This is a genomic window from Leclercia sp. LTM14, assembly GCF_023736175.1.
GTDB classification, from domain to species: Bacteria; Pseudomonadota; Gammaproteobacteria; order Enterobacterales; family Enterobacteriaceae; genus Enterobacter; species Enterobacter barmai.
Genome location: NZ_JAIKTT010000010.1, coordinates 93965 through 116799, shown reverse-complemented (window position 1 = coordinate 116799; position 22835 = coordinate 93965). Strand labels below are relative to the sequence as shown.

At 48.5% G+C, this 22835-nt stretch carries 18 protein-coding genes; 12 read left to right on the top strand and 6 right to left on the bottom strand.

Annotation, left to right across the window (positions count from 1 at the left end):
- Positions 1–236 precede the first annotated feature (236 nt).
- The 8 genes from K5I40_RS18645 (at position 237) to K5I40_RS18610 (ending at position 11330) form a co-directional block, all read left to right on the top strand.
- Entirely contained in the window at positions 237–836 is a 600-nt protein-coding gene (locus tag K5I40_RS18645) for a lysozyme inhibitor LprI family protein (RefSeq protein WP_251931030.1), read from the top strand.
- A 685-nt stretch (positions 837–1521) separates the two neighbouring features.
- On the top strand, positions 1522–2289 hold the full coding sequence (locus K5I40_RS18640; RefSeq protein WP_223075206.1) for an EAL domain-containing protein: 768 nt from the start codon (positions 1522–1524) through the stop codon (positions 2287–2289).
- Between the two features lie 59 nt (positions 2290–2348).
- Positions 2349–3890: a sensor domain-containing diguanylate cyclase gene (locus K5I40_RS18635; RefSeq protein WP_223075205.1), complete on the top strand. Its 1542-nt coding sequence runs from the start codon at positions 2349–2351 to the stop codon at positions 3888–3890.
- A gap of 1114 nt (positions 3891–5004) precedes the next feature.
- The gene (locus tag K5I40_RS18630; RefSeq protein WP_223075204.1) at positions 5005–5958 is read left to right on the top strand and encodes a hydroxyacid dehydrogenase; all 954 of its coding nucleotides are present in this window, start codon (positions 5005–5007) and stop codon (positions 5956–5958) included.
- A gap of 10 nt (positions 5959–5968) precedes the next feature.
- Positions 5969–6667: an RraA family protein gene (locus tag K5I40_RS18625; RefSeq protein ID WP_223075203.1), complete on the top strand. Its 699-nt coding sequence runs from the start codon at positions 5969–5971 to the stop codon at positions 6665–6667.
- A 72-nt stretch (positions 6668–6739) separates the two neighbouring features.
- Positions 6740–8134: a DASS family sodium-coupled anion symporter gene (locus K5I40_RS18620; protein ID WP_223075290.1), complete on the top strand. Its 1395-nt coding sequence runs from the start codon at positions 6740–6742 to the stop codon at positions 8132–8134.
- 15 nt (positions 8135–8149) lie between these two features.
- A complete protein-coding gene (locus K5I40_RS18615) occupies positions 8150–9316 on the top strand; it encodes a metallo-dependent hydrolase (RefSeq protein ID WP_223075202.1) in 1167 nt (388 codons plus the stop codon).
- Between the two features lie 133 nt (positions 9317–9449).
- Positions 9450–11330, top strand: coding sequence for a sigma 54-interacting transcriptional regulator (locus K5I40_RS18610; RefSeq protein ID WP_223075201.1), 1881 nt, complete (start codon positions 9450–9452; stop codon positions 11328–11330).
- Positions 11331–11635: 305 nt separating this feature from the next.
- Here the strand turns inward: K5I40_RS18610 and K5I40_RS18605 are convergent, their stop codons facing one another.
- The 5 genes from K5I40_RS18605 to K5I40_RS18585 all read right to left on the bottom strand — a co-directional run bounded on the left by K5I40_RS18605 (position 11636) and on the right by K5I40_RS18585 (position 16100).
- Positions 11636–12628: a tyrosine-type recombinase/integrase gene (locus K5I40_RS18605; RefSeq protein ID WP_223075200.1), complete on the bottom strand. Its 993-nt coding sequence runs from the start codon at positions 12626–12628 to the stop codon at positions 11636–11638.
- A gap of 1259 nt (positions 12629–13887) precedes the next feature.
- The gene (locus K5I40_RS18600) at positions 13888–14283 is read right to left on the bottom strand and encodes a DUF6379 domain-containing protein (protein ID WP_223075199.1); all 396 of its coding nucleotides are present in this window, start codon (positions 14281–14283) and stop codon (positions 13888–13890) included.
- A 12-nt stretch (positions 14284–14295) separates the two neighbouring features.
- Positions 14296–14940 (bottom strand): hypothetical protein, encoded by a 645-nt coding sequence (locus tag K5I40_RS18595; RefSeq protein WP_251931029.1) that lies wholly within the window; start codon positions 14938–14940, stop codon positions 14296–14298.
- Positions 14897–15304 carry a hypothetical protein gene (locus tag K5I40_RS18590; protein ID WP_251931028.1) on the bottom strand — a complete coding sequence of 136 codons (408 nt, stop codon included), beginning with the start codon at positions 15302–15304 and terminating at the stop codon, positions 14897–14899. Before K5I40_RS18590 ends, K5I40_RS18595 begins: the two co-directional genes overlap by 44 nt.
- Positions 15294–16100: a TIM barrel protein gene (locus K5I40_RS18585; RefSeq protein ID WP_223075198.1), complete on the bottom strand. Its 807-nt coding sequence runs from the start codon at positions 16098–16100 to the stop codon at positions 15294–15296. Before K5I40_RS18585 ends, K5I40_RS18590 begins: the two co-directional genes overlap by 11 nt.
- 218 nt (positions 16101–16318) lie before the next feature.
- On the opposite strand from K5I40_RS18585, the gene K5I40_RS18580 reads away from it, so the two are divergent.
- The 3 genes from K5I40_RS18580 (at position 16319) to K5I40_RS18570 (ending at position 20853) form a co-directional block, all read left to right on the top strand.
- Entirely contained in the window at positions 16319–17779 is a 1461-nt protein-coding gene (locus tag K5I40_RS18580) for an MFS transporter (protein WP_223075197.1), read from the top strand.
- 63 nt (positions 17780–17842) lie between these two features.
- Positions 17843–19369, top strand: coding sequence for a GMC oxidoreductase (locus tag K5I40_RS18575; RefSeq protein ID WP_223075196.1), 1527 nt, complete (start codon positions 17843–17845; stop codon positions 19367–19369).
- A 242-nt stretch (positions 19370–19611) separates the two neighbouring features.
- Positions 19612–20853: an MFS transporter gene (locus tag K5I40_RS18570; RefSeq protein ID WP_251929778.1), complete on the top strand. Its 1242-nt coding sequence runs from the start codon at positions 19612–19614 to the stop codon at positions 20851–20853.
- Positions 20854–20881: 28 nt separating this feature from the next.
- On the opposite strand, the gene K5I40_RS18565 is transcribed toward K5I40_RS18570, so the two are convergent.
- A complete protein-coding gene (locus tag K5I40_RS18565; RefSeq protein ID WP_223075195.1) occupies positions 20882–21532 on the bottom strand; it encodes a TetR/AcrR family transcriptional regulator in 651 nt (216 codons plus the stop codon).
- A gap of 198 nt (positions 21533–21730) precedes the next feature.
- Here K5I40_RS18565 and K5I40_RS18560 point away from each other — a divergent pair, with 198 nt between their 5' ends.
- A complete protein-coding gene (locus K5I40_RS18560) occupies positions 21731–22825 on the top strand; it encodes an LLM class flavin-dependent oxidoreductase (RefSeq protein WP_223075194.1) in 1095 nt (364 codons plus the stop codon).
- Positions 22826–22835 lie beyond the last annotated feature (10 nt).

Below are 22835 nucleotides of genomic sequence, written 5' to 3'. Positions count from 1 at the left end.
AATGATCGTGAATTCACATGCCAAAAGATGCGCTGAAATATGCGCAAGAAAAAATAGCGCCTGTCAACCCATAACATTAATGCAAGATTCAAAATTGGTGTAGAATTCATAATTTCAGTAAATAATTGAGCAATGACCCGCATCACGATATGAACTCAGACGCCTCTGTTATTACCCTGGTGAGTTATAGGCAGTGTTTTCGGAATCTACCAGACAGGAGTTAATATGAAAAAATTATGTTGTTTACACTAATCTTTCTATCGTTCTCTGCGTTTGCGGCTTCACCGCAACCGTTTAACTTTAGCTGTACCAGCGCTGGGGGTGCCTATAGCGATGGTCAAGGCGGGGTCTGGCTGAACAGGCAACCGACAACAGTTAAAAACATTAACGAAAACTATTGGGAAGCCCGACAGGGTGACGTGGTTTTAAGTATTATCCGTCAAAGTGACGGAAACCCGGCGGTCTCCTTTACCGGTCCGGGCAGCGCTAATGGCGTGTGCTTTCCGGAAGATCAGCGCAGCTTTACGCCAGTAGCGGCGAAGGCGTCAACCGCACCCGCACAAGGGCCATCGTTCTCCTGTAAAGGCATTCGTGAAGGTAGTATGGAAGAGCGCATCTGCAAGAGTCCGGAACTCTCCGCACTCGATCGCCAGATGGCAAAAACCTGGAGTGCGGCGCTGGAAAAATCTGGCAGTGACAAAACGCTGAAGGCAACACAACGCGGCTGGATCAAAGGGCGAGATGAATGCTGGAAAGAAACGGATCATGATGCCTGCATTAAAACGCAGTATCAGCAGCGTCTCAGAGAGTTGCAAACAACTTTTGGCCTGAACTAATCCGATTGGGGAAGCAGCACTAAACTACACTCTGGATTTAAAATCCGGGCCATCAAAGACAGCGTCTTGACCATTTGGGTCAGAACACCTACCACAGCATTTTCCCACGGTCACAGAAATAGTAGCTAAGGCTGTTATAGGACAATTACTTAAGTAGCAGACTCATAATTAGCCAATTAAACATCTCAAGATAATCATGTAATAATAATTCGCAATGACTTCAGACATAAAGAAATAGTACAGAAATCAAATGCCGTTACTTTTCTGTAAATGAAAGTACGATGACAGCATCATAAAAATGAAAGTTACGATATACCGCAAGAGGCGGAGCAGAATAGTCATACAGATTCTTATGGCTATTCTACATATAATTTAACCAGCAGAGAGTGAGTTAGAACTAATCACTCGACATTATCGATACAAATACAAGATTTTAACGAGGCATTCAGTAGTCAACATTCAGTCGCAATCAGATTCTGACTTTAGATGAATGGATTGCAGAATACCGAAAAATCATTATTATTTTTGTGGTTATTCTTTATTTGTAAATGTAACATGATGTGTGAAAATTTCACATCACATATTAGATAATCACCATGGTTATTATTAGAATTCTGATGTGAGAGTGAGTAAGACTACAAAAAAGCATCTAAAAGACTAAGTGGAAATTCCCGAGAAGAATCTAATGATTAATGAATTTAAAGTTAATTGGTTAATAAATAAAATTTCTGATGGTAACGTTCAAGGTTGTCTTGATATAGTTCTTCAACCTTGTATCGACATCGTTGACTCCCGCTGTGTCGGGGCAGAGGTTTTGATACGAGGAACATATGGTAATGAAATGATCAATCCTGAAGAATTCATAAGCTTATCTGAAGCAAACGGTTCAGTTTTAAACATAGATTTATTTTCATTAAGAGAGGGTGTTCAATTTATTTGCGATAATGACCTGCTGCAACAGAGTCACTTTCGGTTTAGTTTCAATTTCTCCCCTTACTCATTTAATCTTCCTGACTTTGCATCATTGATTTGTAAAGAGATCGATCAGAAAATTGCACATCATATCATCCTTGAAATCACCGAAAGCAACATACCTTTAAATAATTATGCAATCAGGAATGCGTTAAGATTACGTGAGTATGGCTTTCTTATCGCATGGGATGATGTTGACAGCCTGAACTATGCATTAAGAACACTACAGTATTTCAGATTTGACTTTGCTAAGTTAGATAAGAATTTGCTGACTAACAGTAAAATATCGTTAATCAAAAACCTCATCAATGTCTTTCACAATTTTAATACTGAAATTATTGTTGAAGGCTTAGAGGAACAGGAGCAGTTATCCATGCTACGAGAGATGAACGTCAGATATGTCCAGGGATTTCTTTTCTCTCCGCCTGTCAGTAAAATTGATTTCATCCATTCGTATAGTGAAAAATTGGTTGTAAAATAAACTGCTTTCAGAGGGTTTAATCTAAAGCCAGTCAATAAAAGATTATTGCAGGATAGCTAATGAAAACTGGTCGCATTAAGTTAAAGCAGAATGGAATATATTTCCTGTTTATGCTCATTACTTTTGTTCCTTTCGCCATTCTTATGTTATGGAACCTGAATCACATAAAAGACGAAAGAACTCGCATTTTTAATGAAAATCTTTCTCGCTTCACCCACAATACAACAACGAAGTGTATCAACCGGCAGATAGATGATATAGAATTGGTTTTGACTATTATATCCAATCGGTTGTCACCTACGGGGCTACACAACTATATTGACAGTAATAAAGGTATGGTAGGAACCATCCTATCTTCAGTGGTTCCTTCACTACCCTTTTTCAATGCAGCAATCCTGTCTGATGTGGAAGGAAATTACGCAATTTATCCGTCCTTTGAACTGAAGAATTCTCATATTCAGCAAATCCCTTTATATCCTGACATCAATCTTCATCACAGGGTATACTTTTCTGAACCATACAATTTTGTCTTCTCAGAAAAGCATCACGATATCGTGAAGCAAACTATCACGGTGAGCAAAAATCTGTTTGATATAGAAATGAACAGATACGGAAACATTGCTTTTAATCTGGATTTACAGTCTATGAGTAAAACCCTTAACTCTATCATTGCCCCATTTGAAGGACGGTATATTGTTGTTGCAAATAACGGTACCGTTATCATGACTTCAAGTGGAAAAGATGATGAAGTTATGTCGGTGCCTCGTGAATGGATTACAAAATCCATCGGGAAAGAAGGCCGATTCTATGATAATAAATTGCACCAGTATGTTTTCTACAAAACGTTAACAAATCCGTCCTGGAAGTCGTTTACGGTTGTGGATGAGGCACGCTATGATAAATGGGTAAATGAGATACCTTATTCTCTGATTTATATGGTTATAATTTCTCTCACCATCTACCTGGTGCTTATTTTCGTCGCACATTTTTACGTACGTGATCTCATGCGTACCCTTTATATGCTTTCTAATGGCATCGATTATAACGAGAAGAAAAAGGATTTTGAAAATTTATACGAGAACATAAAAAAGAGGAACAGGGATCTAAATGATGCCTATCATATCTCCACAGAAGACCCGCTGATGAAGATTGGAAACCGGCGTAAATTTGACGAAAAGCTGGAGTGTATGATTAAGGAAAGTAACACTTTCTGGCTGGCAATCATTGATCTGGATAACTTCAAAACCATTAATGACACTTATGGTCATGATGTGGGAGATAGTGTACTTCACTACATGGGTAAAACCGGTAAGTCCATCATGGACGAAAACCACGCATCGCTTTATCGTTTTGGAGGAGAAGAACTGGTTGTGCTGTTCAAAGGTAACGATATTGAGACATATCTGGAAGCCCTGGAAACCTGGCGTTTGGTGGTCGCACAGCGGCAATGGCGTGAAAAAAATCTACAAGTGACATTTAGCTGTGGCATTGCAGTATTTAAACCTGACGATACTGGACAATCCCTACTAAAACGAGCTGATTTAGCTCTATATCAGGCTAAGTCAGCCGGGAAAAACCGTATAATTCGAGCCAGTATATAGAGGAAGTATTACGTACGAATTTAAGGCTGCCTGTGTAGCCAGAAGGAAACACTAGGTTAAATAATCCCACACCTTTTACAAATTGCTGTCAGTAAAGTCCGCTTTTTGGGGTGAACTCAAAGCGGACGTACACACAAAGGGTTACAGGTCTGTAACCACCTTATATAAGGGGCTCCTATTAACACGCATAGAATATGGCGACCTATCGGGCAGCGGTGTGTTTAACGTGATGCCGGCTATCGAATACTCCAAGGTTCTGACGATAAACTGGCGCATTATTTTCAGCGGATGAGGTGATGCCTTAATACTACCACCGTTTCCCCTGAAGCCGCGCCAGAAATCCGTGGAGAGCCATATCAACTAGGTACTGGAGGAGATCAGTATTCCGTTAATAGTACAATAAGTATCAGGGACAACAGTTTTAATTACCATCCCAGACGAACTGGCTTGCATAGCGCAATGGTTCCCCCCACAGTATTTAAGATAAATGTAATCCGCCGGTGGATTACACTCGCGAATTATAACAGTAAGCACCGGGCGCGAATGTGCTGAACAGCTATGCCGGGCTGCTCGTTCAGTTAAATCCATGTGCAGATTTATCGCAACTGGTTTGAAAGCAGACTGAAGCAGGCAATGACATTGTATCAACGTCTGTTCCGCTGGATTAAAGTGATGTACTGAATTTGGCTAGCCGAACAGCGGTGATATGCTCGCATCAGAAAAACACAGATGCACCAATGAAAAAAGAAATCATAGTCCTCAATTCAGACGCGAATCAGCTCAACTGGTTGTCGACCAAAATTATACAGCCTCTGATACTGCTATAGCTTTTGAGGCGGTGCGAGTTTTAGTTGATCACTTCAGTTCCAGTAATTAACGTGATTTACTTATGATTTCTTATTTCAAAATAAAATAAAAAAATTCATTTTGAAATAACGAAAGACTTATGGCTTACATTTAGTGTGGCTAATATCACTCTTTGATTCATCACCCCAAAAACATTAGTTAAAAAAAATCATACTAATCAATTGATTAAGATAAGCATCATCCTGTATTAGGGCAGTTGGCACGCTTCCTGCAATGTATAATACAAAACAACACAGGAGAACGATTGATGACCTATAAAATTTTGCTTCCACAAGAAATCATGAAAGAAGGTAGAGAATATCTTGAGAGTCGTGGTTATGAATTGATTACCGGCTCCGGGATGGAAGAGGAAGATATCATCCGTGATATCCCTGACTGTGACGGTATTATTGTTCGACTCTCTAAAATGTCCGATCGTGTATTCGATGCGGCGAAAAAATTAAAAGTGGTAGCCCGTCATGGTGCAGGTTACGACACTGTTGATTTAGAATCCGCCAAACGCCATGGTGTGACGGTATTAAATGCACCCGTTGCTAATAGTATGTCTGTTGCCGAACTGGCCATTTTTTACATGCTTTATTGCTCGCGCAACTTTAAGCTAGTCGAAGATAATATGCTCAAAGATTACTACTGGGCAAAACTGCGCACCCAAAAAGTAGAGCTAGATGGTAAAACCCTGGGTCTGGTAGGCGTAGGTAATATTGGTTCTCGTGTTGCTCTTAAAGCCCTGCACGGCTTCAACATGAAAGTCATTGCCTATGATCCTTACAAAAATTTGGACCAAATGCCGGCAGGGGTCGAATTAACTGACGACCTTGACCGTATCTTCAAAGAAAGTGATTTTGTTTCTCTACACTGCCCAGCAAATGTGGAAACCAATAACTTCGTTGGCGAAAAACAATTCGCATTGATGAAACCTTCCGCCTATTTCATCAACACCGCGCGTGGCAAGCTTGTGGATGAAAAAGCCCTTTACCACGCGCTTTCAACCCATGCCATAGCTGGGGCCGGGGTGGATGTACTGAAAAAAGAACCTTTCGATCCTGCAGATCCGATTTTCACATTGAGCAATATCGTAATTGCTCCACACATTGGCGCAGCCACCAAGGAAGCTACTGACCGCGCTTCACTGCACTCTGCAATCGGTATTGACGAAGTCCTTTCGGGTAAAAAACCATCCTGGCCGGTGCCAGGTTTTTAAGGAGAAAATGATGTCTATTGGTAATCGTGTTTTCACCAAACGTCCGGCATTCGACATTGACTTATTGAAGCAGTATGAGCAACTGCCCGCGGCAAATATTGCCGATACTATGAACCGTATTGCGGTCCTCGGTAATGGTATTAAGCGTATATCGTCGCCTAAGAAACCTATTATGGCAGGCTATGCCATTACAGTTAAAGCACGTGCAGGCGATAACCTGATGCTGCACGCTGCCCTGGATATGGCTACGGAGAATGATGTCATCGTGGTCTCTAATGAAGGCGACCGCTCCCGAGCACTGATGGGCGAAATTATGGTGGCTTACGCCCACTGCACCAGAAAAATCGCTGGCATTGTTCTGGATGGCCCTGTCCGGGATATCGATGCCCTTTCAATACTGGATTTCCCAATCTTTGCCACCGGCTCTAATCCGGCTGGACCGTTTAAAGAAGGCCCTGGGGAAGTTAACACGCCGATAGCTGTCGGTGGTGTAGCAGTGTGCCCTGGTGACCTTATTATCGGCGATGCTGACGGCGTGATTGTTGTCCCCCTGAACGATGCAGCTGCGCTGCTGGACAAAGCCATGGACTACTCCAAATTTGATGCTGGCAAAGTGGAAGCTGCTAAAAATGGCACGGCCAACCGTGCATGGGTAAGAAAATCATTGGACGAAAAAGGTGTTGAGTTCATCGACAACGTCTGCCGCTAATTCGTATTCATAATGAGATGCTGCACACGCTGGAGTCAGAGTGTGCAGCGACTAAATACAGGTAATGTAAACATGCTTTATCTTAAACTATTACCCATTATCTTTTTTCCCGTCCTTTTTTGGGTCATACCCCATCCGGAAGGCGTTTCTGCCCAGACATGGGAAATGGTCGGTATCTATCTGGCGATGCTGTGCGGGCTGGTTCTGCGCCCATTTACCGACGCTGTCATCATGCTTATCATCCTCGGTTTCGCCTCATTGGTGATTGAACCAGGTCCGCTGTTTGCCGGATTTGGTAGCCCGATGGTATGGTTTATCATCAGTGCATTTATTATCTGTAAGGCTTTCGTAATCACGGGATTAGGTAAACGTATCGCCTACCTGTTACTTAAGCGGTACGGTAAAAATACACTGACTCTGGGCTATCTGATGATGATCACTGATACCGTATTGGCGCCAGCTACAGGGTCAAACATGTCACGCTCAGGAGGCATCACTTATCCTATTTTTCGTAATATTGCCGAAGCTCTGGGTTCGAAGCCGGATGAGGGTAGCCGCAAAATTGGGGCATATCTCACAATCCTGATGTATGTGGTATCGATGGGCACATCTAGTCTGTTTTTGACCGGGATGGCCACCAACTCTATTACAGTCTCGCTCGCTAACGAGATCATGAACGTAAATCTTGAATGGATGGTATGGTTCAAAGCGGCCGTCGTACCAGCAGGTATTGTGCTTTTAGCGGCTCCCTGGATCCTTTATAAACTCTATGCTCCTGAACTGAAAACCATCACCAACGTTAACGAAATCGCCAGTAAGGGATTACAGGAACTTGGTCCTGTGAAGCGCGAAGAGAAGCTCCTGATTGTCTTCTTTGTGCTGGGAATTATCGGCTGGATGACCGGCTCCATAACAGGTATCGAGTTTATTCCAGTCGGTCTCGCTTTCCTTGCTTGTCTGTTGCTATTCGGGGTGCTGAGTTGGAATGATGTAGTTAGCGAAAAATCCGCATGGCAAACTTTCGTCTGGTACGGAGCGTTCTACGGCTGTGCCGTAGCACTTTCCAAAGGCGGCTTTTATGTCTACCTGGTCGATGTGATTAAAACCTATCTCGACTTGTCTCAGTTGAGTGAAATTAGCGCCCTTGGTGTGCTGGTGTTTATAAGCCTTGCGGTACGCTACTTCTTCGTCTCCAACAGTGCCTTCGTCGTTTCCTTCTACCCGGTTCTTTTTACTCTAGGTATGACCACTCAGGCACATCCAATGTACATCGCGCTCTCTCTTGCTTTCTCTGCGGGCTACGGCGCACTGCTGACACACTACGGTAACGGTGCGGGTGTCTTCACCTTCTCCAGTGGCTATGTGCCGCAAAAGACATTCTGGTTGCTCGGGACCATTATGGTGCTGGTCAACGTTCTGGTCTTCTTCCTGATTGGTATCCCTTACTGGAAACTGATCGGCATCTAATTAGGACAAAGCGAAATGAAACTGGATATTCTCATTAAAAATGGTCTGGTGGCTGACCTCGACAACGCAAAGTATGTAAACCAGAACATTGGTATCGTCGGCAACCGTATTGTAGATTTGCGGGCCCTTGAAAGCACAGACGCTGAAACTGTCATCGATGCGGCAGGTTGCATTGTTCTTCCTGGATTAATTGACTTCCATGCCCACGTTTTTCATGGCGGCGCCGCGATCAGCGTTAATCCAGATGTGATCTGCCTGCCCAATGGCGTTACTAGCGTGGTGGATGCCGGGAGCAGTGGCTGGGTGAATTATAAATTGTTCCGCAATAGCGTCATTAATATGGCTCAGACGCGAATCAAAAGCTATCTCAACGTAGTGAATGTGGGACTTTCTACACTCGGCGGTGGGCCCACGGGTTATCTGGAAAACACCAATCCGGCCAACTTCAATGTGGAAAAAATCAGCCAGACACTGGAGGAGAACCGCGACAATATTCTTGGACTGAAACTGCGTTACAGCCAGGATATTGCCACTGGCCGCAATTTCAGTGGCGATCCTTTCTACGCCACCGTGGGACTGGCAAGGGCGCTGAATACCACATTGTGCGTACACGTGACGGATTCGCGCCTGCCAGCCGATGAATTGATTAGTCACTTCCAGACTGATGATATTTACGCGCACTGTTTCCACGGCACCGGTAATGCCATTCTTCGGGAAAATGGCGATCTGTTCCCGGCTATTATGGAGGCCAAGAAACGCGGGGTCATATTTGACTGCTCTAACGGCGTGGCGCATTTTGATTTCAAGGTGGCTCGCAACGCTATGGAACAGGACTTCTACCCGGATATCATTAGCACCGACCTTACTCTACGTAACAGTCTGCGCACCGACAAAGTCTTCAGTCTGCTGTTTATCATGTCGAAATATCTGAACATGGGTATGTCATTCTTTGATGTGGTTCGTGCAGTGACACATACACCCGCACGACTGATGAAAATGCATGAGCAGATTGGCACACTCACGCCCGGTGCGCTTGCTGATATTGCCATTGTGAAGCTGCGTAAAGAAAAGATTATGTTTGAAGATACCAAAGGTGCGCAGCTATGGGGCGACCATTATATCGATAATTGCGCAACCATCAGCAATGGGCAAATTGTCTATCGTCGTCAACGGCTTGTGTAATAAACCTGTTTAATAATTATTGCCTGCGCACAAAATATGCGCAGGCTTTCATATTTTCATCATTCGGTACTTTCAGTTTCACAGGGCTGGCGATATGATGCCCTGCATTTAAATTAATAAACTTAAGCTTCCTATGCAAAACCAAGAAATTGCTATTTTTTCAGTTTCAAAAACTATTACTCAACGCATATCCAATGTACTTCTGGAAAGGAAAAGTGCGATCCCCGTTTACGAATATTGCTATTTTGAAGTGTTAGAAAAAGCACGCCAGTTAGTTCAGAGTGGAACAAAAATACTTATCAGTCGGGGCGGTACAGCGGCATTGCTACGTAGTAACCTGCATATCCCTGTTGTCGAAATTGCTCATGACTTGCACGGTATCTATCGCATTTTACATGAAGCACGTACAAAGTCGCAAAAAATCGCTGCAGTAGGTTTTCCGCAGTTCTGCAATGTCCTTCGCCATTACCAGAGCATGACAGGTAACGAGTTTAAAATTTGCCAAGTCTACAACCACAACGATATCGAAAATGTAGTAAAAAATCTGGCGGACAATGATTACCAGTTAGTTATAGGTGGTCTGACCGTAGCTGAGATGGCGAAAAAATATGGTCTGAAAGTTGTAATGGGCGATACAGACAATATTTCCATTGAACAAGCACTTGACGTAGCAGCCAGTATGTTAGAGTACATTACTGGAGAGAGCACAAAACTGGCAATGTCCTGGTCAGCGTTAAATGAATCGCGCGAGGGGATTATGTTTCTGGATCAGTCAGGAGAGATAATCAACATTAATGCCCCGGGTTTCTCGTTGTTTAAGTGCAATGTTGGAGACAGAATTTTCAAAAAAGAGGCGTTTAAGGGAATTTTTGCCAGCATAATCAATGAACTTGATATAAAAGAACACATGCTGGAGATTGATGGCGATACAGTGCTTCTTTCGATGAAACACTATTCTAACAAGCACGGTTATTACACCATTATTACTGGCATCAGAGCTGAACAGGCGGCCTGGAATGCTTCACGGAGCATCAAAAAGGGCGATAATAAAGGCTTTCTTACTACTTACTCGTTCTCCGACATTATTGGAAGCTCGCCAGCCATGGAAGCAGTGATTAGCCGCGCCAAAATTTATGCCACGCACGACCTGCCGGTGAATATTCAGGGAGATACAGGCACTGGCAAAGAGCTTTTTGCCCAGAGTATCCATCACGCCAGTTCGCGTAGCGCCGAGCCATTTATTGCCATTAACTGTGCTGCCATTCCGGAAACGCTTCTGGAAAGTGAGCTTTTTGGTTATGCCGAAGGAGCCTTCACTAATGCAAGGCGGGGTGGCAAACCCGGCATTTTTGAGATGGCAATGAATGGTACTGTATTCATTGATGAAATCAGTGAAGCACCTCTTATTGTGCAGATTAAATTGCTACGTATTTTGCAGGAAAAAAAATTCAGCCGTGTGGGGGGGGATACGTTAATCAACGCTAACTTCCGCCTGATTACAGCGAGTAATAAAGATCTTTGTGCGCAAGTGGATGCTGGGGAGTTTCGTCAGGATCTTTGGTATCGTATTAATATACTAGAACTACGCTTACCAGCTCTTAAAGAACGCATTGGTGACGTCATGATGCTTATCACATATTTACTGTCGAAGCTGGAAAAGAAAATTAATTTTACTGATGAAGCTATTACTTTTCTCAACAATTACAATTGGCCTGGCAATATTCGAGAACTACAAGCCGTTATATTCAGATTAGTTGTGCTACACAATTCAAGAGTAGTAGATGTCTCTGCACTGAAAGAATTTTTTTACTTCCAATCTTCTGAAGGATTGAGCGCAAATAAAATTGAATTGCCAAATGACGAGGTGGGATTATTAAAAAGGCAGGAGCAGAAACTTATTCGTTCTGTAATAAAACAGACCAAGGGCGATCGCGCTAAAGCCGGGGTTATTCTGGGAATAAGCCCAACTACTTTATGGCGTAAGATGAAAGAGTATGGGGTGGAAGAATTGTGATCAGGATAGTATAATTACCCACGCGTTTAAGAAGTAGATTGAGTTCTTTCACTTACCACGATCACAACCTACCTTTAGTTGCAGACTGCCTTGCCAGGCAGTCTTGAAAGCAGAATAGGTTGAATCGCCATGAATTAACAGACATCTCAGAGTCATTCATGGAATGCATCCAACTCGATAGACCTTCCTGCCCTATATTTTTAACTGTCATGTATATACAGAGAGATATCTCATTGGATGACATGCATCGTCCAATTGTAAGAGTAATGTGTAATTTATCCGCTAAACCTTTAACCAGCCGAAAATCACTTAAAGAGATTCAGCCTGTCCCGTGCTTCCTGCAGACGTTGCTCACCACGGCGGTCGTACTGCTGGGTTGTGGTAATGCTGGCGTGGCCCATCGCATCCTTCACCGTAATCAGATCCTCACCATTATCCAGCATCGCCGTTGCGAAGGTTCGTCTCAGGTCATGCGGCGAGCATTTGCTGATCCCCGCCTGGCCCTGACGCACCTGCAGGATATGGTAAACCGCCTGGTCAGTGAGCCGGTTCAGAGTCACATCCCCGAAGCGGCGAATGCGCGTATACAAAGGCCCGGGGGTCTCGCCCCTGACCTCATCGATCCAGATTTTCAACCGCTGCCAGGCACTGGCCGGTATATAGGTCAGCCGCTCTTTATTCCCCTTCCCCAATACTCGTAGCGCCCGATCCCGCGTGACAACGTCACTAATATCCAGCCCCACGGCCTCAGAGCGACGCAGACCACAGCCAAGAATCACTGCCAGCATCGCTGCGTCCCGTGGCCCGAGGCAACTGCGGTCGGCATCGCATACAGCAAACAATAAGCGGATTTCCTCGCGTGGCAAGGCCCGCCCGCTCGGCAAATAGCTGCCGCGGAGGTTACGTACGGCACGAATGTGCTGGAAGCTATCAACGTCCATTAACCGGAGCATCCAGGCTTCTTTTGCCACACCCTTGAGGGCCGACAGGTAGGTGTTTACAGTTGCCGTGGCACGGCCTGTATCACGCAACAGCTCGGCGATCCCCATGATGTGATGCCGTCGCAGACTGCCCCAGTTGCAGGTTTCATAGTTCGCTGCCCCAAGCATCCTGGCGACTACGCCGAGAAATGAAGCCATGGTCTGCCGGCTGCGAGGAGAATTCAGGGAGAGCAGATAGGCCCTGGCCGGATTTATGGGTAAGTCATTATCTGACAGGGTCGGTAAAAAAGTTGCGTCAGGAGAATTTAATTCCGTAAGTAGGTTTAGCTCCGGATCGTCATCCGTCATCAGGTTCATGTCAGGCTCCCGTCTGGCCAGAATCTGTCCGGCGTGCTGTGCGAAAAATCGGGGGGAATCATTCTGCATGAGCGTAACGCAGGAGTTCTACTTTTTCAAACGTACATTTTAATAAGTAGAAATAAAAACCTATACAACCCGTACTTACAACTGTCTGATATAGAGCAAGAATACTTAATGAACAGGTACTTACTGTGACAGGAGCATGCCCGGAAAGAATCTTAACTAGCTAACGGTCGGTTTTTAACCTGATGCGATGCTCACAATAGCAACTATAAAATAAAAAAGATGCGTAATCCTCGTATTTGCCATGGGCCTTGTAAATATCGTTAATGGTTTGAGTCAGAGGGGATATACAAAAGTACTATCATAAAGGCGAATTTTCTTCGTTTTAAATCTTCACATACAGGATCGTTGAATTTTTTCATTTCGTTGTATATAAAGGGCAGTGAGATATATAGCAGGTATTAAAATCGAGAAATTCATAAATGAGATAGATTTATAGCGTACTGCATATAATCTATTCATATCATCTGGAATGACCTTATAATTACTTACATACTGAATGCATTTTCTTGCACGTAATACATTGCCATGAAGAAAGAAATAAATGAACAATGGATTGATTGGTACGGCTTTACTAAGTATGAGCGTTTCGGGTATTGCACGTAAAGCGCAGTTTTGTGGTCCGACTCAAGTCAATGCTTTGAAAAGTGGTCGACAAGATATCAATGATAGCACCCTTCTCCTTCGGGGTTGGTCTTAAAAGCTCTCTTTCCAAACTAGAAAACTGCTTAGCAAAATAGTAAAAATAAGCGATCAGATGAAATCGGTTACCAGATGTCCTGAGTAAAGCCACCGTCATTTCATGTTTTATCATTCAGAAATGATAAATAAAATTAAATCTGGGAGGTTATTTGTAACTCGCAGTTGATACAGCGGTGTACTTTATTATGGCTTACTGAAAAGCATAATAATTCAATAATACCAAGTTTTTCCCTATCAATACTTTGTCCTGGTATTGTTCGATAGATGATAGCCACGTCTTGTCATCTTCACCAAAATGATGATTGACACAAGGTTTTCTTTAATATTTAACCATTACGTATGTATTATACTAAAAGAATTAAAATCTATATGTAAGTAGTGTTCTTGATATATTTTAGTTAATTATTGAAAGTCCACTCGACGTGATGCTAAGTTGAGCGGACTTTTATTATTTTATTTTGATTACAATAAAATGTTCTAGAACATCAAATCTAGCTAGCATTCAATTCCAGTTCGGTTGCAAAGCGCGTAATCGGCACGAAAGGTAGGTAGGAGATACGCAGTTGCTCCGCCAGTTCAAGCTGATGTTTACCCTGGGTCAGCCCGCCCGGTTTATGTACGGTAATGGTGGCTTTCTCGCCAAAATTCCATCGGTCATCGTAAACCGTCTCCAGCTCATCCAGGGCCCATTCCCGTCCACGAAGCCCTAATCGTATAGCCTGCCGGTCAATCTTCTCGCCGTTAATGGTGATGGCTAAATCTTCCACCATCGATAGTCCCAGCCCGCGGTAATAGGGCAAGCGAGCCTGAAAGCGAAAGCCAATAATGTCGTCGTTATCGACGACATTATGCAACGTGTTGCGGCAAATAATGTGATGATCGAACATAGGATAAGCTCCTTATTGGGTCAGTAATGCCGGAGGTGGCGTTTCGTTTAATAAGCGGCAGAACATCAGCTGCTGGCGGCGAACCTGTTCAAGGCTGTCGACCTCTTGGGCGTCCTCAATCCAGCGGTTGCCCTCATATTCCGAACAAACATATCCTTGATAGCCGCCCTGCTTCAGTACGCGGAACACCTCGTCATAAGGAATTGACCATTCAGCTATCTCGTCGGTCATCTCATAGAATTTTGCGTGGATATTGTGAATACGAGGCATAAAATCGAGCATTCGCTTCGGTTCAAAGGCCGCGTTATGACGCAGTGTTTCTGCCATGGCTACCTGCGGCCGGGCCCCATTTTGCATCACATCCAGAATCACATATTCGCTGAGAATGCGGTCATCAAAGGCTTTCTCAATGAAATCTGCTGCTTCCTGCGGGCAACCGTTGCGAATAAAGCGCTCTTTCCAGACGCGGGGGAAACGGAAGAGGAACATCCCCATATCGGGTAAAAAGCCCAGCGCGCGGGTGTTGGCCTTCTCATATGCTTCGGCATGACGGATGATCCAGGGATGATCGAAATGCAGTGGGGCGTGGACTTCCAGTAGGATGGTAATACCTTTATCCTCCGCATACGGCGCGCGCGACCAGTACTTCCGGGGCAACGGACACCAGCGAGCGGATAAATTTCATCCCCAGGCGCGCCGCGAAATCGATATCACGCTGTACGCTTTGCACCTGTTCCTGGAAGGGCATGGGCCGTCCTTTATAGCGCTTGTAATCGAGCATAAAGTCATGGCAGACCGGTACCGCATCATATTGATGCATCAGGCGGTGCCATTCTGTAATCGCCTGCTCCGGCACACCGCATTCTGGCCAGCCGTGAAAAGTCTGCTCACCGATAATTTCAATACCTCGCGCGCCCATGCGAGTGCAGTGACCAATAACCTCTTCAAGTGTCATTTTTCCGAGGTAGGTTTCGTTCTGAAAACTGTAGAGGCTCACGCCTCGTTGAATGTTATGCATCATGATTTTCCGTTTTGTGACCCATAGTCAGGGATAAACCCGTTGCGTTACACACTTTTGCCACCGACGCAACTACCGGCAGTGACGGTTTATATTCCAGCCCCACCGCTGTGCGATAGCCCAGGGTGCTGAGGGTGTGCAGGGTCGCCTTCCAGTCCGTGCTCTCTGCGTCAGGTTCGTCGCGCCCGGGTGCCTGAGCAATCTGCACATGCCCCACCAAGTGCATCCGCCCTGCCAGCACATCAGAGAGGTCTTCCTGCATCACGGTCGAGTGATAAACATCAAACAACAGTTTCAGATGCGGGCTTGCTACAGCTTCCACCACGTCTAGCCCTACACGTGTGTCGTGCAGGAACATGCCCGGATGATCGATGCGCGTGTTCAGGGGCTCAAGCAGCAAGACGATGCCGGCTTCCTCCGCAAGCGTTGCCGCCTGGCGCAAGATAGTCACCATCTGTGCCTTTTGCTCATCGAAGGCGATCCCTTCCCGGTTAAAGCCCGATGCCACCACCAACGGAGGGGAACCCAGCTTCTGCGCCGCGGCCAGACTCTCCTGCAGGGCCACTAAAAACTCGTCGTGCTGCGCCGGGTCGACCAGACTGCGGCGCGGCTCCACCACAAAACTGCTCAGTTTCACGCCCGTCTCTTCCAGAGCGGCCGCTATAGCAGGCAGCGGTTTTTCGCGCCAGAGATGAAATTCGACATGGGAAAACCCGAGCCGTTTCGCAGCGCGGATCCTTTCATCGATATCCGGGTACTCGTGGCTAAACAGCCATTCAATACATGCTGACAGGTACATCTTTCCTCCCCTTTAAGGTGGCTGATAAGACATCTAGGATATAGAACAATAATTCTAGTTCTATATTTAACTTGTTTTTAACCTTACTTTCCCGTCATTATTCACAAGGTGAACGCAACAGAACCGCAAACCCGAACAAGTGCACTAATTCTATTATTTAAATGCGAAATGCTGTCAATTACTTTTAACAATATTTTAACCAAATCTGAAGGTACATCATGTTAAGCAATATCCGAGCGGCTGAAGAGGATGCCGCTGACACCCACCGTGAACGTAAACGTACCTTCTCCGTAGTGGTGGTTTCCATCGCGATGGTGCTGGAGATCGTTGATGTCTCCATTCTGAACGTTGCCGTACCGGTCCTGCAAAAAGATCTCCACGCCAGCGGCCAGCAGATTGAGTGGATCTTTACCGGCTATCTCTTTTTCTTTTCCGTATTGCTACTAACTGGCGGTCGGCTTGGGGATCTGTTTGGCTATCGCCGTCTGTTTATGGGTGGACTGCTATTGTTTGGCGTGGCCTCCGCCGGATGCGGTCTGGCCGTCTCCCCGGAAATGCTGATCGCCATGCGTATTCTGCAGGGGATCAGCGGGGCGATGATGGGGCCGCAAATTCTCTCCCTCGTGCAGGTGCTTTACCCGCCCCACGAGCGGTTTAACGTGATGAGTATCTTCGGCATCCTTGGTGGCGCGGCCGGGGTGCTTGGGCCGATCCTTGGTGGGGCAATCATTGAATATGATTTTTTTGGCCTCAGCTGGCGTCCGGTCTTTTTAATTAATATTCCGGTGGTCGCGGTGGCGTTAGTGCTGGCATGGCGGGTCTTGCCGGATGTACGCAGCCCTCACGCCCGGAAGGTGGATTTGACCGGCACGCTGCTGGCGGTGACGGGCGGCGGCCTGCTGCTGTTTACCCTGGTCGAAGCCCCTGCCCTTAAGTGGCCCTGGTGGATTAGCCTGATGCCGCTAATCTCATTACTGTTGCTTGCCGCGCTCTGGCAGCACCTCAAACGACGGACAACAGCAGGCGACGCGGCGCTGTTCCCGCCGTTTATATTACGCGACCGGTTTTTTGTCACCGGCCTCACCATCACGCTGCTCTATCAGCTGGCCACCGCGTCACTGCTTCTCGCAACATCTCTGGTGCTGCAAAACGGGCTGGGCCTTTCTCCTCTGCACACCGCGCTGATGCATGTGCCGTTCGCCCTTGGGGCGGCGTTCTCCATTGCCGTAGCGGGTCGTCGTCTGGTCGCGAGGCTTGGACGTAATATCGCCCCCATCGGGGTTGGAGTACAACTGACCGCCCTGCTGCTGATGGGAACCGGCGTCATTTTTGCCGCTTCGCCGACAGGCCTGGTCTTGCTGGGCTGCGGTTTTGGCCTGTGCGGCTGCGGCATGGGGCTGGTCTCGGCCCCTCTGCCCGCCTTCGCAATGGCCCGCGTCCCGGTGGCCCATGCCGGGGCCGCATCAGGCCTGTTTCGCACCGGACAACAGTTTGGCGCCGCATTGGGGATGGCTACGCTAGGCGGTTTTTATCTGACGCAAATCGCTGTGATGCCGGAGCTCTGGTCGTCCGCCTTTATCTCGTTACTGGGGATGAATGGGCTGGTGCTGCTGATCATCGCCCTGTTGAGTCGAGGTCTGCCGGAGGATGTCCATCGGCAACCCGCTCAAGCCCATTAACCCGCTAACCTGTTGCACCCTACGGGGACATCGTCCCGATAATATAAAAAGATAAGGAGAGATATGAGCACTGATATTGATGTTCTGATTATTGGTAGCGGTCCGGCTGGGGCGACGTTTGCGCGCCATCTGGCAGACCGAACCACGGCACGGATCCTGATGGTGGATACAGGCAGCGCCCTCACCTCAGACACCGGCGGAAATATTCGTAATCTGATGCCCGAGGCGCGGGAGCAAGCCTGGGGTCAGGCCAGAACATTTCCGCTGGCGGCGATACCCCATGATGCCCCCGCCGATGTGCTGCAGGCGCGTCCCGGTACGCATTTGCTTAATCCTCTTGCCACCGCCACGCCACTGCACCAGGGAATGCCCGCCGCGGCGATGTCCAGCAACATTGGCGGTATGGGGATCCACTGGACCTGCGCCTGTCCGCGCCCGAGTGGTTCAGAAAGGATCTCGTTTCTCGATCAAACCCGACTGGATGCCGCCTACGAGACCGCAGAAGCGTATCTGCAGGTGACACAGCAGGGATTTCCCGCCACTGCACTCAGTCAGAGCATTATTGCTGCCCTAAACGATCGGTTTTCCGACGGACGCGATGCGACCAGGCTGGCGCAGCCGATGCCGCTGGCCTGTACCCCGCAGCCTGACGGCAAGCCGCGCTGGTCAGGTACCGATGCGATTCTGGGCGATCTTGCCCGGGCCGAGGTCCGTGCGCGTCGCGGGCTGGAAATCCGTCCCGATACCCTGTGCCGACAGATCCTGACCCGGGATGGCGTGGCCAGTGGGGCAATGTTACGCCATCTGCCTTCCGGACGTGATTATGAGGTTCATGCCAGCGTTGTGGTGATCGCCGCCGATGCCCTGCGCACGCCGCAGCTGCTGTACGCATCGGGTATTCGCCCGCAGGCGCTGGGCCGCTGGCTCAACGATCAGCCTCAGGTCATCGCCCTGATTGACGTGGATGCCCCGGCCCGGCCCAACGCGAAGGCCGGCAGTACGCAGGACGGGCGTGACAACGTGTCGGGCGTTACCTGGCTTCCCTTTAACGAGCCTGACTTCCCTTTCCACGGCCAGTTAATGCAGATGGATACCTCCCCCATCGCCTTTCATCAGAACGACAAAGACGTCGGAAAACCGGTGGTCGGATTGGGCCTGTTCCTCGCAAAAGATCTGCGCGAAGACGATCGAATTATGTTTAGCGATGAGCGGGATGCGCTGGGCATGCCGCGAATGACGCTATCCTACACCCTGACGGACGCCGATCGCGCCGGCCTGGAGAAGGCACTCAAGGCAGTGCAGCAGGTCGGCGCCGCATTGAATGGGGTGGCAAACGGCGGGGAAGCGATCATTCTTCCTGCCGGAACCTCACTGCACTATCAGGGCACCCATCGCATGGGTCCTGTGGACGATGGCACCTGTGTCACCTCGCCTGCATCCCGGGTCTGGGGGTTCGACAATCTCTACCTTGGCGGCAACGGTTCTATTCCCACCGCCACCGCCTGTAATCCTACCCTCACCAGCGTTGCGCTCGCGTTGATGGCTGCGGACGACATCATCGAGCGTTTCTTCCCGCCCCACAGTCTTTAAGCGTGCGGCATGACGACATTGCCTTCAGGCCCCATTTTGTTGGGGCCTTTTAATATCCCTCCAGTGCGTATGGTATTTAGATTCGCAATATCTCTTATGTGAATTCGCAATTTTTCCGCGTGCAGGAAAGCCTCCTACTCTTGAGACCGGAGTCATTCGGCTCCGATCTGTACTCAACCTGCAAAATAAAAAAATCACCCCGCCGCAGCGCAATCTGGTGTCAGGTGATATAGGAGAAAGACGTGAGCTATCATCTGCAATCACCCAAAACCGCGCCGCAGGCGGGCGCGGTACAGGGCATTATTATCGCCCTGACCGCGTTTCTGCCCATTCTGGCCATTGTGTCCCTGGCCCCGGCGGTCCCGACGCTGATCCAACACTTCGCCCACGTTCCTTATGTGGAAACCCTGGTGCCCCTTATGCTTACCGCGCCAGGTCTGGTCATCGCCGTGGCGGGTCCCTGTACCGGCTGGATGGTGGATAAATTTGGTCGGCGCAAACTACTGCTTAACGCCACGCTGCTGTACGGAATTTGCGGCACCATGCCGCTGTGGCTGCACCCACTGCCGCTGATCTTTGCCAGCCGCATCGGTGTTGGCCTGGCTGAGGCGGTAGTGCTGACCATTGCCAACACTATGCTGCTTGACTATTTTGACGACAAAAAGCGCCGGTTCTGGTTAACGGTGCAAGGGGTCATTGGCCCGGCGCTGGCGGTCATCGTCCTTGCCAGTTCCGGCTATCTGACCGCCCTGCGCTGGAACGGTGCCTTTGTTATCTACAGCGTCGCACTGCTGCTGTTTATGGCGATGTACTTCTGGATGTTTGAACCGCAAAAATCCCCGCGCCAGCAGCAAGCCGCTGCCACTCAGCCCTTCCCGTGGTCGCGGGTACTGGCCCTCAGCGCCGTCACCTTTATTACCGCAATCCTTTATTACGTCTATACCATCAACGGCGCCAATGCGTTTCACACACTGGATAAGAGTAGCCCGCAACACATTGGCCTAATCATGTCGCTGGTCAGTCTCGCCGTGCCGGTAGGATCATTACTGTTCGGGCTGCTCACACGTTACTACTCCCCTGAGCGGGTCATTGCGATAACCCTCGTCCTGATCGGCTGCGGCATGGTCATTATGGGGCTGTCCAGTACGCTGCTGCCCATGGGAGCGGGCTCCATTCTCCAGCAGATGGGTGCAGGCATGGCGATCAATGCCATGATTTACTGGGTAGGTTCCTTGATCCCCCCGGCCTTCATTGGACGGGCAATGGGGGCCTGGTCCGGCGCCTTTTTCGCGGGCATGTTTGTCAGCCCGATAATCGTTGGATTGATGCGTATGCAGGCGGATAACGATATTCTGACGGTGTTTATTATGCTGGGCGTGGTGACGGTAGTGCTGGCGACGGCGCTGTTTTTATATACGTTTTCGCGCCACGGTCGGCTGCTGCACCGGGGCAAAGACGCCAGCGAATTGCAGCTGGCGAAATAGGTTTAAGGAACAGTGATAATCGGAAAGGTTATTGCTGTTCTTCAATGACCGGAGACATTAAAAAACTTAAACACATCACCCCGAGATCTTTCTTAAGCTGATCCCAGTCGCCCTCGCCAGCGGCATCGCTGGCGGACCCCAGTCCTAGAAAGCGCGCCAGCGCCGCATAGGCGATGGTAAAGCAAAATTTCACCGCTTGCTGCGGATGAGGATGGAGGATGTCCACGCCGGAGTCCATCAGCAGATCGATAAAGGTCTGTTCGTTTTTGAGATAGGTTGCTTTGCCGATTCCGGCAATCCGCTCGTCATCGGCGCGCGCCATAAACGGACGCAGGATCCCGGCGTGGCGACGGAGATAATCGGCCTGCATATCGAGCAGCGCCGGCACCAGTTGGCGCAGCGGCAGATGACGCTCCCGCAGGCGGGTGGTCAACCCTTGCCATTCGGCGTCCAGCCCCTGCATCACCTCAATCATCACCGCGACGAACAGCTCTTCTTTACCGCTGAAACGCGCATAGATAGACCCTACGGAAACCCCGGAGCGTTTGCTGATCTCCGCTATCGTCAGCAGTTCAAAGGTGCCTTCATGAAGAATTTCACGGCTGGCGCTCATCAGACGTTCAAGCGCAACGCGGCTGCGGTCCTGCTTGGGCTTGCGCATATCGGGAAGATCGGTCATTAGCGTAACACCTCATAGCCATAGAAACCCCCGCAGTGTATTGCACTTAACGTCTCCCCTGCAAATTGCCACCGTGGAAAATGAAAGATGATTGTTAAAAATATGTGAACTGCGTCATTACAATTCCCTTTAAAATAACTAGAATAAGAATTCTAGTTTTAATTAATCACTCAACACAACCTCAAAACAGGAGTTGCTATGCGTTTTTCCGTATTTCTCGTAGGCCGATCTACCGCGCCTGAGCAAGACAGTTTCGTAATGAGTTCCCTGGCCGATCACGCCCGCCAGGCGGAAGAGTATGGCTTCGATGCTGTGTTTATGCCTGACCACCACTTCACCGGTTACGCGCCAATGGCCAGCGATCCCTTTATGTTTGCCGCCTGGCTGGCCGGGCAGCTTAAAAAGATCCATTTCGGCATGTCCGTCACCACCGTTCCCCTGCACCACCCGGTGCGTTTCGCCGAACGCGTCAACCTGCTCGATCACTTAACGGAAGGTCGTCTGCTGGTGGGCATTGGCAGCGGAACCACGCCGGAAGAGATGATCGGCTTCGGCGTTAACTACAAAGATGCCTCCAGCCTGCTGCAGGAGAACCTCGACCTTGTGCAGCGTCTGTGGGAGAAAAAAATCGAAGATGAGCCGATTATTTTCGAGACCTCCCATTACAAAGGTGCCGTCGTTCAGCGCATTGTGCCTACCGCGCTGCAAAAACCGTTCAACCGCATCATGCCGGTCGCCCTGCGCGAAAGCAGCATGCAGCGGGCCGCCGATAACGGCTGGCCCGCCTTTATCCCGGCCTTTACGCCCCCTGTTCCGGCCAGCAACGATCCGTTCGGCCAGTTAACGCACTATTTCACTCGCTATCGTGATGCGCTGCTGAACGCCGGACATTCCCAGGCGGTTATCGATCACTGTCTCTCCTGGACTACCCACACATGGCAGTGTGTACATGTCGCCCCCACCGACGAGCAGGCGCGGGAAGAGATGCTGCAAATTATGGGCTGGTATAAGGAGGCGATCGATCGCGAATACGAATACAACAAACGCGCGGAGGAGTTCAGCGGCGTGTCGCTACACCGCCACCCGGACTGCTTCAGCGAAGAGTGGATTAAGACATGGTGTCTGTACGGTAGTCCGGAAACCGTGGCAGCAGAGCTGGAACGCCATCAGCAGCTGGGCATCGGCAACGTGCTGCTGGGCTTCACCAACGGTCCATTAACCCCGGAACGTCTTCGTCTGAGCCAACAGTCGATGTCGCTGTTCGCTGAAAAAATTCTGCCGCGCTTTCGCTAACTAACGCATA